Genomic DNA, 13,369 nt, shown 5'->3' on the forward strand with positions numbered 1-13,369 from the left:
GCAATATCCGTTTGCTCGCTCATCATTACACTTCCTTTCCCTTTATTTTACTACAAATTTTTCATGAAATAAACATAGGCAGCCAATCACTCTCCCTATCTCCGCTCAAAATTGCAATCAGCACCCTCCCTTCATATTCCTTTCTTGCCGTCCTTCTCTTATTCTCCGAAACGCCATCGCCTTCCATAACGATTCATCGGTGATGTCATCGGCTCCTGTTAAGTCGGTAATAGTGCGAGCGAGGCGAATGATTTTTGTTTGCACGCGGTTGCTCCAGTCGTATGTAGCCGCCCAATGTTGAAGCAATTGTTGCTGTCCTTTCGTCAATGGACTTTTCGCAAGCAGTACGTCAATCGGCACACGGCCGTTTGTTATTTCTTCCCCATATCGTTCGAATTGCCGGAAACGCGCAGCTTCCACACGGCTGCGAATCGTTTCCGAACAGTCTACTTGTTTTGATTTTTGAGTCAAATCCACTGCTTCTAACGATAACAATATATCGATGCGGTCGTAAATCGGCCCTGAGATGCGCTGACGATATGCTCGGATCTGTTTCGGGCTACATATACAATATCGCTTTTTCGAACCGAAATATCCGCATGGGCATGGATTCATCGCCCCTATCAAAATAAAATGTGCTGGATACGTCACCGTCGACGAAACGCGGCTAATCGTCACTTTGCCCGTTTCTAACGGCTGGCGAAGCATGTCCAACGTCTTTTTCGTAAATTCCGCCATTTCATCAAGAAATAACACCCCGCGATGAGCAAGAGAAACTTCTCCCGGCTTCGGCTGTGTTCCTCCCCCAATCAACGCAACCGATGATGCAGAGTGATGCGGATGACGAAACGGTGGAGAGGAATCGTTTTTCGGTTCTCCTGCTAGTTGGTATAAACTAAGCACTTCCAACTGCGCTTCATGGGAAAGGTGCGGCAAAATCGTCGGAAACGTCTCAGCTAATAAACTTTTCCCACATCCTGGCGGTCCGATCATTAACACGTTATGTTCCCCTGCTGCGGCAACTTCAAGTGCATACTTTGCATGTTCATGCCCAATGATATGTTGAAAATCGCGGTGATTGTTTTGTGGAACATCAGCGACTGAAGGAAGATGAAAAGTTGGAGAAATCGTTTGTTGCCCTTTTAAGCATTGTACAACTTCATCTAACGTGTGAACGAACACACAATTGACATGTTGCAAGTGATGAAGGGGTAGGGTAGGATCGTATGGCGCATATACTTGCTCAAACCCAAGCTTTTTTGCCGCTAAAATGGCTGGTAACATCCCATCGACAGGCTGAATCGCTCCATCTAATGATAATGGGCCTAAAAACGCAATATGTGGCGGAACTGGCTGTTCGAGCTTTCCTTTTACTTTTAAAATGCCAATCGCCATTGCTAAATCAAACATCGGGCTTTGTTTTTTTCGCTCGGGCGGCGACAAATGGATGACAAGTTTCTGCTTCATCACATCGCACCCAAAGGCGTACAACGCTGCAATGACTCGCTCCTTCGCTTCTTTCACCGATGTATCGGGTAATCCAACAATCACAACAGAAGGCATTCCCGGCAGTTCTTTCACTTCCACTTGCACACGATACCCTTCCATCCCGCGCAAACCGATGCTACAAACTTTCATTTCATTCCTCCTTGACGCAGTTCGGTACAACATCTTCTTTCACAAACTGCACATATGCTCTCTTTTTCTCGACAATCGTTCCAGAAAAATAACGAAGGAGTGCGTCGATGTTCATAAATGAAGGCAATGAGGGAGATTGGTGATAAAAATGGAAACTGCTCCAGCGATAATGTTCGGGGAGATGCACCATACGTGCCTCGACAGGGTTGAGGTGAATATAGCGACTGACTTCCAACATGCCCACATCATCGTCAATGATTTTACTGAAGTAACGCTTTTCAAACACATGCCCGGTTAACCCGTAACGTGTATTATAATAATTGGCGTATCGTTTATTAATAAGTGCCATCACTTTAGAAATGGATTCCTGTTGCGAACGGAGCTGCAAATGGAAATGATTCGTCATGAGGCAATACGAAGCGATTTCAAACGGAATGTTTTCATGAAGCTGTTCGAGGATATATAAAAATGCGCGGAAATCATTTGCTTCTTTAAACAACGGATCACGCCGGTTTCCACGGCACACAATGTGGTAAAACAAATGCGGCACCCAAATCCGCCTCGCCCGACCCACATTTTTCACCTCACATGAACTTTCTTGCGTATCCTTTCGACAAAAACGGGCAAAATCCTGCATCGAAAGAAAAATTTTTTGATACTCTGCACGCAAAACTACTCTCTCGACGGGTGACAGGCACGCTACCAACGGGTGACACTTACTCTCTCGACGGGTGACAGGCACGCACTTGCCAAACCAGCGATATCATTTGTATAATATAAGCAGATATTTCATAAAATAAAAAAAGCTGAGTGCGGTGAACACTCAGCAGGCAACTACATGCCTCAAGAAGAGCGGCTGACCTTTAGATGTGTAACAGATAAAAAGAAATAACCGTTTCACACCTTTGGTCGAGGGGGGACGGTTATTTCTTTTTGTTTATATAGACGACGATGGTGACAGTCAATGTTAGCATTCCGATGAACACTAAGCTGAATTGCGCAATAAGACTCAATGCTTCATACGTCGTCATATTCCCACCTCCCTCCATCGGGGAAGTGGTCAACCGCCCACCCTGCTTATGTAGTTGCTGTGGAGATTGTAACATTTTTCTATCACTCTCGCAATTTCAACAACAGCTGCCACAAAAAATGCCACAGCACATCAACAAAAATGCAAAAAAGGAAACAGAGAGCCACTCAATGACTCTCTGTTCTTATCAATCTTCGATAAACTTCGGGGCGTGACAGGCATGCTACCCCGCTATCCCATTTCCATAAAGAATTTTTGTAAACGTTCCGCAGCCATTCGATATGCCTTTTTCTTATCGCGAGGTCCTATTGCAATTATTTCCATTCTTATCGGTTGTCCTTCAATCGGACGATAAATAATTCTAATATTTAGTGATTTTGACTTAATCTTTGCAAAACCATGTAAGTCCCCATGTAACGACTCAGCAACTCCATCCGGCTTAAATAGGGGGCCTTGCTTTGCCCTTCTTAAAATTTCTAATAAAACGGTTTGCCTATGTCCTTTATTAATCGCTTTAATATCTTGCTTTACATCCTCAACAAACCTCAGTTCGACATTATATTTTTCTAAAATAAGCTCCTGCAAATCTTCGAGTGTTTTCACATCAATCTTCCTCTAGCAATTTCATTAATTCGTTTACATTAATATCTTCTTCATCAAAAATATCTGATAAAGTTTGATTTACAGGTTTATTCTTACGTGCATACGCCTCTTCCATAACAATTTGATCAAGTGCTTCTTCTACAACTTCTTTTATTTGAAGCAGTTGCTCAAAATAATCTATATCGACGATTACAGCTAGTGCATCTTTCTTTTTTGCATTTTGAATAACAAATACTTCATCTGAGACTCCATTTGAAAAACGATCAAGTATCTCTGATAATTTTTTTGTTCTAGAAAGATCCGTAACACTTAAAACATTAGTTTTCAAAAAATTCAATGTGTTTGTATTAGCGATAGGATATTGTTCTTTTGTCAATGTATGAACACCCACCTTCCATCCTCCTTTCTTTAGTATATGCATTATTATCTATATTATACACATAATTTTACACAAAAAACAACACATTTATTGCCTATATTCCATTTGTTAATACATTAATTCTTCACATTCCTAACATATTTTGGGGCGTGACTGTCCACCTATTCAATGGATGATTGTGCGCCACTAAAATCGACGCCGCATTTGCCAAAATCGCCGACTTGAACACCTCTCTCGGATGCACAATGCTCGCATTCAAACTCCCGACATGGCACACATGAATCGCCGTCGGCTGATTTTTCGTGTCCAAACAAACGACGACAAACACCTCCCGATCCGCATCCACCAAAAATGGCTTCAGCAGCTCATACGCATCCTCTGGCGACTTCACCTACCTTTCTTTGCACAACACACTCGCCTCCCGAACGAGCTTCAAACTCACAATATTCACGCGCTTTGCCGATGGCATACGACTCCCTCCTCAAACAAAAATCGCCCCCATTCCAAAACGGAATGGAGGCGTTCAAAGGTATAATATATGTTTCAAATGATGTTTGATGCGGAAAAAAAAAAAAAGAAACAGAGAGCCACTCAACGACTCTCTGTTCCTATCAATCTTCGACAAATTTCGGGGCGTGACAGTGGAGTGAGCCTTTGAAAGTAGACATGTATAAATCGGGAAAAAGATGTCCATACAGAAGACAGGAAGGAGCCGATGAACATGTCAAAAAAACAAAGAACTTATAAAAGCTATTCTCCAGAATTGAAGATGGAAGCCGTTCAAAGAGCCTTGGCGGGAGAGAGTGTAAAAGTCATTGCACATCATCTTGAGATTACAGATCCTGACTATATTTATAAATGGATAGATCAGTATGAAATGTATGGGGAAGTAGGACTAAAACGAAAAGTTAGAAATCATCCTGAAATGGACAAGGATTTCATCATACGAGAACTAGAGATGGAGAATGAAATTTTAAAAAAGTATCTGCAAATTCTGAAAAGGGAGGGAAGACAGCGAAGTTCAAAGTAGTAGACGAACTGAAAACGAAATACCCGATTGCTAAAATATGTGAAAAACTAAATATTTCAAGAGCTGGTTACTATAAATACTTGAAAACAAAGGGGAAGAAGAGAAGAAAAGAGTCTAAGAAAGACCAACAATTAAAAGAATATATCTCTTTGATTTTCCATGAACACAAAGGGAGATATGGATATCGAAAAATTCACGCAGTATTAAACAATCAATATCAACTACCTGTAAGTGAAAAAGTTGTACGTCGACTAATGAGAGAATTAGGATTAAAATGTCAATCTCGCATGAAACGAAAACAACCCGCCAAAGTGAAAAAAGCAACTTCCGCTGGATATATTTATGAAAATCTATTAAAAAGAAACTTTTCCACGACACGTTTGAATGAAAAATGGGTCACAGATGTCACGGAAATGGCCGTGGAAGATAAAAAGCTATTTGTTTCTGCCGTTATGGATTTACACAACAATGAAATTATCGGGCATCAGATTTCATCAACACACGATGTTCAACTTGTGGAAGATTCCCTATTATATGCATTAGAAATCAGACACATCAAGGATTCCTTAATTCTTCATTCAGATCAAGGAATGCCATATCGATCAACAAGATGGAAAACGCTGATGGATACATTTTCGATCACACCAAGTATGTCGAGAAAAGCGAATGCGCTTGATAACGCATGCATAGAAAGCTTTTTCTCCTACCTTAAAACAGAGATGGAGCAGGACTTGCGACGTACGAAAAGTGTGGAAGAGGTAACACAGCTTATCCATGATTACATTCGCTATTACAACCACCAACGTATACAAGGTGTTCTTCATTATCAGACACCGACTCAATATGCAAAGGCTAGTTAACAACGAGCACAAGTGGGCTATATTTCCTCCTTCTCGTCTTACCGACCTCTCCTCAGAACTCCGTGGGGCTGTCAAGTGCTCTCCTTGACAGGCTCTCGGGGTTCTGAGACACTAGGAAAAAGACGAGAAAAGGAAAGGAACCAGAGCTTTATCACTCTGATTCCTTCACGTGAACTGAATTTATACTGTCTACTTTTCGGATCGCAGTGCACCTGCTCTTACTCGGTGGGAATCGCACCTACTATATGTTGCAACCTTGTTCGGTCGCTCTGACAGACACCGAGCTCCCACAACAGGGACTTTATTTTCTTTTTTGAAAAAAGGAGAAGTCATTACTTCTCCCTTTGAATCCTTAAATATGATATTAGAGGTATCGACTCCGTTCGTTACCGTCCATAATTGAACATTTTCTGCGCCTCTAATCTCTTTTACATTGGCATTGTCGATTAATACTTCTTTTACTTCTGCACCGCTTAAGTCAATGACAGCATCTTTTGAAGTTGGGCTGATCACGATTTTCGTATTTTTTAAGCCTTCCCCTTTAACAGTGGCTGAGTTCTTTAACCAGATTCCCTCTCTAATTACTGAAGTGCTGTCCATGTTGACTAGAGAGTTGGTAGCTTGAATCGTTAGTTTTTTGGTTGAGAATCCAACAAGATTATATACCTTATCATATTTCGGCTGTGCAGTACCTAATTGTGTCTGAATTAGTACCGGATCATGATCACTTGCACGTCCGTGCACCTCCATAAAGGATGAGTTGATATGGACAATATCGACTATTGTTGATTGTGCCAAGTTATTAGATACTAAAATGTGATCAAGTACTTGGGAGTTCCCTTGATACGTATATGAATAGCGCTCTTCTGTAGGAACTTTCTCGATCATATTCGTTAACTCGTTTCCTTTTAGTGTTTTTAAAGGATTTGAGAATTCGAAATCATTAAAGTCCCCTAATACGACAATATTTACATTCGGATCTTTAGTTTTAACATCCTTTACAAAATTGTTAACGATTCTTGCAATTTCAAGGCGTTTAACCTCACTTTTTAATTCTGGAGGCTGAACTTTTCCAAATAAAGGAAGGTCTCCGCTTTTAGAGTTGAAATGGTTTGCTATTACGATCACACTTTTTCCGTTAAATTCAAACTGTGCTGCTAGCGGCTTACGGCTAGAATCAAACGCAGGGTTTGTTGGGTCAATGCGGCCTGGGTTTAATGTCAGCTTTCCATTTTCAAAACCAACTGCTTGTGTAGCAGTACCTTTTGTTCCCTTTACAAGAGATACTCGGTCTTTGTTATAAAGAAAACCGACGCGAATATTTCCGCCAGGAGCGCCGCCGTCCTTATTATTTTCCGGAGCAATATCAGTATAAGCGTATTCTGGTCCTCCAAGTTCTTTAATTTTGTTGATTAATTTTGCAAAACTTTGATCCGCATTGGTATTTCCGCTGTCTGTTTCCCCGTCATTATCCTGCATTTCTGATAAACCGATAATATCCGGCTGCTTCAAATTTTGAACAATTGCTTGTGCTAGCTTTGTTACCTTTGCGTCATTTGTTTTTGCTGAGAAATTCTCTACATTGTAAGAAGCAATTGTCAGTTTCTCTAGATCTGGAGTAATCGTTGTCGTTTCACGAGCGGTGGGTCCTTCAACAAGCGTTGGTAAATCACTTTTATTACTTAACACTTTATAGTTACTGAAACTATAACTAACAACACCCTTGATTGAGCCATTAAAATGATCTCCCGCTTTTGCCACGTAGTTTTCATCATTAATATCAATCATGATTCTTTCAGGGTTGTAGTCTGTTTCTGAAATTTTTAATCCACCAGCTGCTGTATTCGTTGGAATTGATTCAGGAACAACGATGATCTCACCATATTTTTGCGGTGCAACGACCTTTGGATTATCTACCTGCACAAGCATTCCTTCTAAGCTTTCAAAGAAGTCGATTCCGTCTTCTTCCGGATCAAATTTAGTGAAACTGTCATTATCAATAATTTCAGTCGGAAGGGCTCGATCTTTTCCAATTACAACTGGTGCAGGAAGCGGTTGTCCTCTTGAAATCACTTTTATTGATCCTGATGCTGCATTTATTTCTGTAACAGTCAAATCTGTTTGTGCTTTTTCAGGGTATCCTTCTAGTAACCATTCTTTTACTTGTCCTGTTACCTTCACAACGTCACCAACACTTACGCCATGACCTTTCTTATAAACTAAAATTCCTTCTGATGTTTTGTCATCATTATCCGGCTGTAAATCTTGCATATAAAAGTTATTAGCGTCAACTACATAAGTTACGATACCTTCAACATCTGTTACATTTGATCCATCTAATGGTGAAGTATGCCCGGCACCCTGAATATCATGGATGCGAATTTCTCCGTCTTGAATGATGTAATTAAAGGTAGCTACTTCACTGTTCGTTAAACCAGCTTTAACACCAAAAGCCTTGATAGTAGTATTTTTAGTTATGGTAATTGGTTCACTATAGACGAGGCTGTTTGTCGTAGGTTCGCTGTTGTCTGTTGTGTAGTAGATTGTTGCTCCTTCTGTGGCTGTTGATAATGTTACCTTATCGCCACTCTTCACTAGTCCTGAATCAGGAGTCGCTGTAATGGCTTGCACTTTACTTGAATCGGTAATAATATCAGCTGCATCACGAGGAATTAACTGGTATGTCCCATCAAATGCACCTAAGACCCCGGTAATAGATTCATAGGTTTTATTAATAGAAAGTAGGTTCGCATCTTCCGGACGAATCACAAATGCGTTCCCGTTGCCATCTTTGGCAGTATAATTGCCACCGGATAAAGATTCAACGGTTACATTGTGAACAGATACAAGCATACCTTCTTTGTCTTCCTTGATTTGGTCTGCTGTTAATACTTGCGGCTTGGGAACTGTTTCTGATCCGATTACTTCTATATCACTTGCTTGAACATTGATTTCCAATAACGTTCTGTATTCTGCTAAAGTTCCTTTTACACGAACTTTATCTCCGCGTTGAACATTCAGTCCTGAACCGTATAGGACGATTCCAGCAGTTTCATCCTGGATATAGACGGTATTTTTTAATACTGCCGTCACGATTCCTGTTGTGCTTACCTGTGTGCCGACTGCTTGCTTTCTTACATCAGCAATCGATTGCTCTTGCAAAACTGTGTAAACAAAAGTCTGGACATCACTATTTTCAAGCCCATTTGCTGTGGCAATTGCTTTAATCGTTAAAGATTTGTCAATGGTTATTGGCCCGGTATATTCTGTGCTTGTTTCTGTTGGGTTAGAACCGTCAGTTGTATAAAAGATTTTTGCTCCCGGTGTCGCTGTAGTTAGAGTTACTGTTGTTCCAGCTGCAACTGCTCCGGCTGCAGGAGAAGCGGTAACTGGTTGGACTTTTGATGGGTTGGTTGAATCCTCTACAAATTTAATTGCTGTCGGAGATTTTAATCCCGGTACTGTAAAATACAATTCAAGAGAGCCTGTTACCTGAATTTTTTTCCCTATGTTACCCGGGTTACTCTTAAGACCGAACTCATTACGAAAATTCGATGTTAACTGAACCGGAAGTATTTTGTCTGGATTCGTTTCATTTACAGAATCTGCAATTGCGACGTTATAATCATCTTTAAATTTAGCAGGATCAGAGCTGTATGTTTTATTACCAGTAGTATAAGCTACTATATACCCTTCAACTGTTGCACCCTTCATGCCTTGATTGGCAATTGCTTCAGCAACTGTAATTACATTAGCTGCTTTGGAGACATTTACATTAAATGGGGCTAATAGACTCAAGATGATTGCAAAAATGACTGCAATATTGAACGGTTTCTTTTGACTCCTTATCTTCATTTTATCCTCTCCATGTTCATATTTTCTTCCATACATAGCCCCTAGCAATTCGCCCGGGGCCCTGTTTAATTTTTAGTCAAGGAAATATGTTTCGCCTTCTACCGTAACATGGTCTAAATCGATCGCAGTGTTTCCTTTTAAATAAAGATCACCTTTTACAGTTGCATACTCTAATTTGGCAACTCCCGTTACATCAACAGAAACGTTTCCATTGTAAACTTTAGGAGATTGTGCCGTTCCGCTGAAATCAGCTGCATTCACAGGCATTACGGCAGTCGCCATATCAACGATTCGTCCTCCCACTGATGGATTTACTGTTTTGTTTGGTTGAGCGGCGATATAGTCTTTAAACATTTCCCAGTCTACAAATCCAGGCTCGCTTACACGTCCTTCCTTGTAAGCTTTAGCGAACATGGTATAGCCATCTCCACCTTTTGCAGTAAAGGTATTTGTAGCAACAACATATGTTTTGTTAGGATCCAGCGGAACATAGTTGTCCCCTTCTTTCACTTCCACTGTTAACACTCTTTCACCTACTGGTTTTCTACTGTCATAAGTGAACCTCAATCCAGAGACTTGCAAGAACCCTCCAAAAGGTTTTGGAGCGTCTTTTACACTGAATTCAAGCGCCTCTTTGATTTCGGCACCGGTCAGTTTCATTATTGCTAATGAGTTTCCAAAAGGCATTACTTCCATTATTTTTGCTAATGTGATGTTTCCAGCAGGGATAGTAACACGAATTCCGCCCCCATTTTGGAAAGCAATGACTGTATCTGGATTAATTGTTTTCGCCTTTGCCAACATGCCGTCAGCGATAAAGTTTCCTAAATTGGTTTCACCAACACGTGCAGGCGGATTTCCTCCTATTAAATCAACTGCTGCTTGTCCAACAACAGTATTTTGCTTTTCTATCACTGTTGGTTTGTATTTTGTATCCAGAATTTGAGCAGCTTCAGGATCATCTTGTAGCGCATAAACATCTTTATCTCCTACTTTTACTTTTTGATCAATGTCGATCAGCTTGCCATCATAGCCAACCACTTTCCCATTCTTATCAAACTCAACATCTAGCTTGCCAAGGTACTTGCTATATTCATTCGCTTGAACAATAACGGTCGGTTCTTCTCCTGTTGTATCAACAACCGGTTTAGCAAGCTTATCGTGAGAGTGTCCGCCAACAATAATGTCTATTCCTTCAACCTCCTTAGCTAACGTAACGTCGTTATCTCCGCCACCGTCGTTAAATCCTATATGGGTTAATGCAATAATTTTATTAACTCCTTGGGCTTCGAACGCTTCAACTGCTTTTTTCGCTTCTTCAATGTAGTTTTCAAAGACTACATGTTCACCTGGACTTGAAATATTTTTTGTTTCAGCTGTTGTTAGGCCGAAGATACCGATTTTTTCTCCATTTACTTCTTTGATAATTCCATTATAAATTTTTCCATTCCCTGGATTTAAAGATATTTCATTATTGAAACTTGCTTTTAGATTTGCATCTTTAGAGAAATCGACATTGGCGCTGACAAATGGGAATTTCGCTCCATCCACAAAGTTAGCTAAAGTTGCAGTTCCTTTGTCAAACTCATGATTTCCGAATGTCATGGCGTCATAGTCCGCAAGATTCATAAACTCTAAATCTGCCAATCCATTAAATTCACTAAAATACAATGTTCCGGAGAACACGTCCCCTGCATCTAATAACAATGAATTAGGGTTTTCTTGTCTTACCTGTTTAATCGCAGTGATGCGTCTTGCAATATTGTCTAAATGGGCATGTGTATCATTGGTATGCATTACTATTAATTTAAATGTTTTTTCGTCTGTTGGGTTTCTTAAAGTGACTATTCCTGTCGGATTCGAAACATTACCTGCACTATCTACTGCATATACTCTATATGTCCCTGATGTTAGTCCATTTGTACTAATTTTAATATCTGTATTAATAGCAAACACTGTTGCCTTCTTTGCAATCCCGTTTGTAACTAAAGTCTCAAGAGCACTCTTGGTTGAAGGAGTTTCATTAATTGGAACTAAATAAACCGTTCCAGTTTCTGTGCTTCGAACATCAACAGTATTACCTAATGTCACAGGTCCATTATTCATAAGAGTCACAGTTGGGGGAGTCTGATCAGGAGAAGTTGAAACATTACCATTATTCGTTCCGGAAGTATTGCTTGTTCCTGATGTACTATTTGTACCTGAAGATGAGTTATTTCTTACGTTAATACCTTGGATTTGTTTAATTTCACCGTTATTTATTACTTGTACATTGCTACCTACTACACTCGAATCAACTTTAACCTCTTTAACAACTGTATCTTTTGCTACTTCTACTTTTACATTTGCATTTTTAACAATAACCGTAGCTTCTTTTAAGTCCCCTTTTAACTCGATTTTTTGTCCTGCTTTTTCAGCAGCCAAGTTAACAGTTTGTACTTTGGCACCTTGTTCCGCTTCTATTTTCCCCGCTGTTTTTACTTCGATTTCTTTCACAACAGCATCTTTCGATACCTTGATTTGTGAACCTTCCCCCATTACTTCTACTTTCGTGTTGGAGAAGTCACCTTTCAATTCCACACCTTTATTTGATTCGCTTCCTTTCGTGCCAACGGAAACCACTTCGTATGCGCCTTTTTCTTTTGAATAGAGAATCAACGCCCCTGTGGATCCTGCTGCTTCTGTAAGAGATAATGTCTTAATCTTTGTTCCTTCTTCCGCCACGATATTGGCACCGTTCGCATCGTTGATTTTCAATTCTTCCGCTGTCACGTTTTTCTGATGCAAACTATGGTCAGCCACGTCATCAACAATAATAACTCCGCCTTGGTTGTTTACCTTGTTCACTTTCACGTTTTCCAGGTAAACCGTTCCAGCACCTGTTTCGTTCCCTTTAATAATAATGTTTCCATTCACTTCGGCATTTGCCAGTTTAATATATTGATTTTTACCGGCGATGAGGATGATGGATTGGTCGTATTTTTTCACTCCCGTTGCCGTTCCGCCAAAAGTAGTAGGCTTGTCCGCTGCAGTAGAATCTGCATTAAAAATTGTAAATCGCTTTTCCAGTTCTGCCTTAACCGGTTTTACGTAAGCCATTACGCTTTTTAACAGATTGCTATTTTCCTCCAAAAATCCGAATTTTAAACCTTCGTTCACAAACTTTTCAATACGGTTTTTATGGTAAATCGCTTGATCAATCTTGTTTTCTTTTAATGCCGCATTCAAACGATCTGTCTCTATTTTAATGGAAACTGGGTATAACGCCGCATCTTTCACTTGTTGCGCAGGTTTGACATATGTTTCAACAAACGCGTTGCGGGTAGAAGCAGCATATACTTTGGTAAAAGCAGAAGACTGCCTGCGAATTTCTTTTGTTAAATCATGATACGCTGTTTCTGTGGAATCATTTACGATATTGTTAGAAATTAATTTCTTTAATATATTCGCTTTCGCTTCAATTTTTTTTCCGGCTGATACAGCGTCTATATAAGAGGTAGCGCGATCAACGTATACTTGAACATTTTGCGAAAGACGGGCCTCCAAAATTTCTTTTTCTTTTCCTTTCAGCTTCTTCATTTCTTCCCAAGCGACTTTCAACGCATATTTTGTTTCATTAAACAGCTTCATATCTGGATAATCCAGCACATTTTTAGGATAAACCTTTTTCCGATAATCGTAAGAAACTTCCCATTTTAATGCTCCCGCGAGTTTTTCTGCCTTTATAACGAGCTTTTCGGCGTTACTTGTCGCAGCTGCTTGAATTGGATTGGTAACAACAACTGAACTAGTAACAGCAGTCATAGTAGCAATACATACCGCTAACCCTTTCGTTTTCTTCTCTTCCATGTTTTTTCTCCTTTCCTAACAATATTTATTGTCACAATAAGCATCATACGGTAAATAAAATACCTGTTATACCATATTAATACAACACATTTTTTGTAAAAAAATTATAAATTTATTATTAATTT

Annotated in this window: 9 protein-coding genes and 1 pseudogene; 2 read left to right on the plus strand and 8 right to left on the minus strand. The window is 39.9% G+C overall.

Going from position 1 to position 13,369, the window contains the following annotated elements; translation table 11 throughout:
- Positions 1 to 117 precede the first annotated feature (117 nt).
- The 6 genes and pseudogenes from M4I42_RS14790 to M4I42_RS14815 form a co-directional block, all read right to left on the minus strand.
- Positions 118 to 1,638, minus strand: a complete 1,521-nt coding sequence (locus M4I42_RS14790; RefSeq protein WP_268852858.1) for a YifB family Mg chelatase-like AAA ATPase — start codon at positions 1,636 to 1,638, stop codon at positions 118 to 120.
- 1 nt (position 1,639) lies between these two features.
- Positions 1,640 to 2,212 carry a transposase gene (locus M4I42_RS14795; protein WP_268852859.1) on the minus strand — a complete coding sequence of 191 codons (573 nt, stop codon included), beginning with the start codon at positions 2,210 to 2,212 and terminating at the stop codon, positions 1,640 to 1,642.
- A 349-nt stretch (positions 2,213 to 2,561) separates the two neighbouring features.
- Positions 2,562 to 2,669, minus strand: a complete 108-nt coding sequence (locus M4I42_RS14800) for a putative holin-like toxin (RefSeq protein ID WP_019418134.1) — start codon at positions 2,667 to 2,669, stop codon at positions 2,562 to 2,564.
- A 230-nt stretch (positions 2,670 to 2,899) separates the two neighbouring features.
- The gene (locus M4I42_RS14805; protein WP_268852860.1) at positions 2,900 to 3,271 is read right to left on the minus strand and encodes a type II toxin-antitoxin system RelE family toxin; all 372 of its coding nucleotides are present in this window, start codon (positions 3,269 to 3,271) and stop codon (positions 2,900 to 2,902) included.
- Position 3,272: 1 nt separating this feature from the next.
- The gene (locus M4I42_RS14810) at positions 3,273 to 3,662 is read right to left on the minus strand and encodes a hypothetical protein (RefSeq protein WP_268852861.1); all 390 of its coding nucleotides are present in this window, start codon (positions 3,660 to 3,662) and stop codon (positions 3,273 to 3,275) included.
- 157 nt (positions 3,663 to 3,819) lie between these two features.
- A pseudogene (locus M4I42_RS14815) lies at positions 3,820 to 4,119 on the minus strand (JAB domain-containing protein); the annotation flags it as partial.
- 252 nt (positions 4,120 to 4,371) lie between these two features.
- Here M4I42_RS14815 and M4I42_RS14820 point away from each other — a divergent pair.
- The gene (locus M4I42_RS14820; protein ID WP_246364248.1) at positions 4,372 to 4,680 is read left to right on the plus strand and encodes a transposase; all 309 of its coding nucleotides are present in this window, start codon (positions 4,372 to 4,374) and stop codon (positions 4,678 to 4,680) included.
- A gap of 26 nt (positions 4,681 to 4,706) precedes the next feature.
- Entirely contained in the window at positions 4,707 to 5,540 is an 834-nt protein-coding gene (locus tag M4I42_RS14825; RefSeq protein ID WP_268852864.1) for an IS3 family transposase, read from the plus strand.
- Between the two features lie 189 nt (positions 5,541 to 5,729).
- On the opposite strand, the gene M4I42_RS14830 is transcribed toward M4I42_RS14825, so the two are convergent.
- Positions 5,730 to 9,395 (minus strand): chitobiase/beta-hexosaminidase C-terminal domain-containing protein, encoded by a 3,666-nt coding sequence (locus M4I42_RS14830; protein WP_268852862.1) that lies wholly within the window; start codon positions 9,393 to 9,395, stop codon positions 5,730 to 5,732.
- A gap of 72 nt (positions 9,396 to 9,467) precedes the next feature.
- Positions 9,468 to 13,244 carry a 5'-nucleotidase C-terminal domain-containing protein gene (locus M4I42_RS14835; RefSeq protein WP_268852863.1) on the minus strand — a complete coding sequence of 1,259 codons (3,777 nt, stop codon included), beginning with the start codon at positions 13,242 to 13,244 and terminating at the stop codon, positions 9,468 to 9,470.
- Between the last annotated feature and the right edge of the window lie 125 nt (positions 13,245 to 13,369).

It is taken from the genome of Anoxybacillus sp. J5B_2022 (assembly GCF_026847645.1).
Taxonomy (GTDB): Bacteria; Bacillota; Bacilli; order Bacillales; family Anoxybacillaceae; genus Anoxybacteroides.

Bases quoted from the DNA above. Each gene is read 5' to 3' on its own strand.
- M4I42_RS14790 (WP_268852858.1), bottom strand. From the start codon at position 1,638: ATGAAAGTTTGTAGCATCGGTTTGCGCGGGATGGAAGGGTATCGTGTG.
- M4I42_RS14820 (WP_246364248.1), top strand. From the start codon at position 4,372: ATGTCAAAAAAACAAAGAACTTATAAAAGCTATTCTCCAGAATTGAAG.
- M4I42_RS14830 (WP_268852862.1), bottom strand. From the start codon at position 9,395: ATGAAGATAAGGAGTCAAAAGAAACCGTTCAATATTGCAGTCATTTTT.
- M4I42_RS14800 (WP_019418134.1), bottom strand. From the start codon at position 2,669: ATGACGACGTATGAAGCATTGAGTCTTATTGCGCAATTCAGCTTAGTG.
- M4I42_RS14835 (WP_268852863.1), bottom strand. From the start codon at position 13,244: ATGGAAGAGAAGAAAACGAAAGGGTTAGCGGTATGTATTGCTACTATG.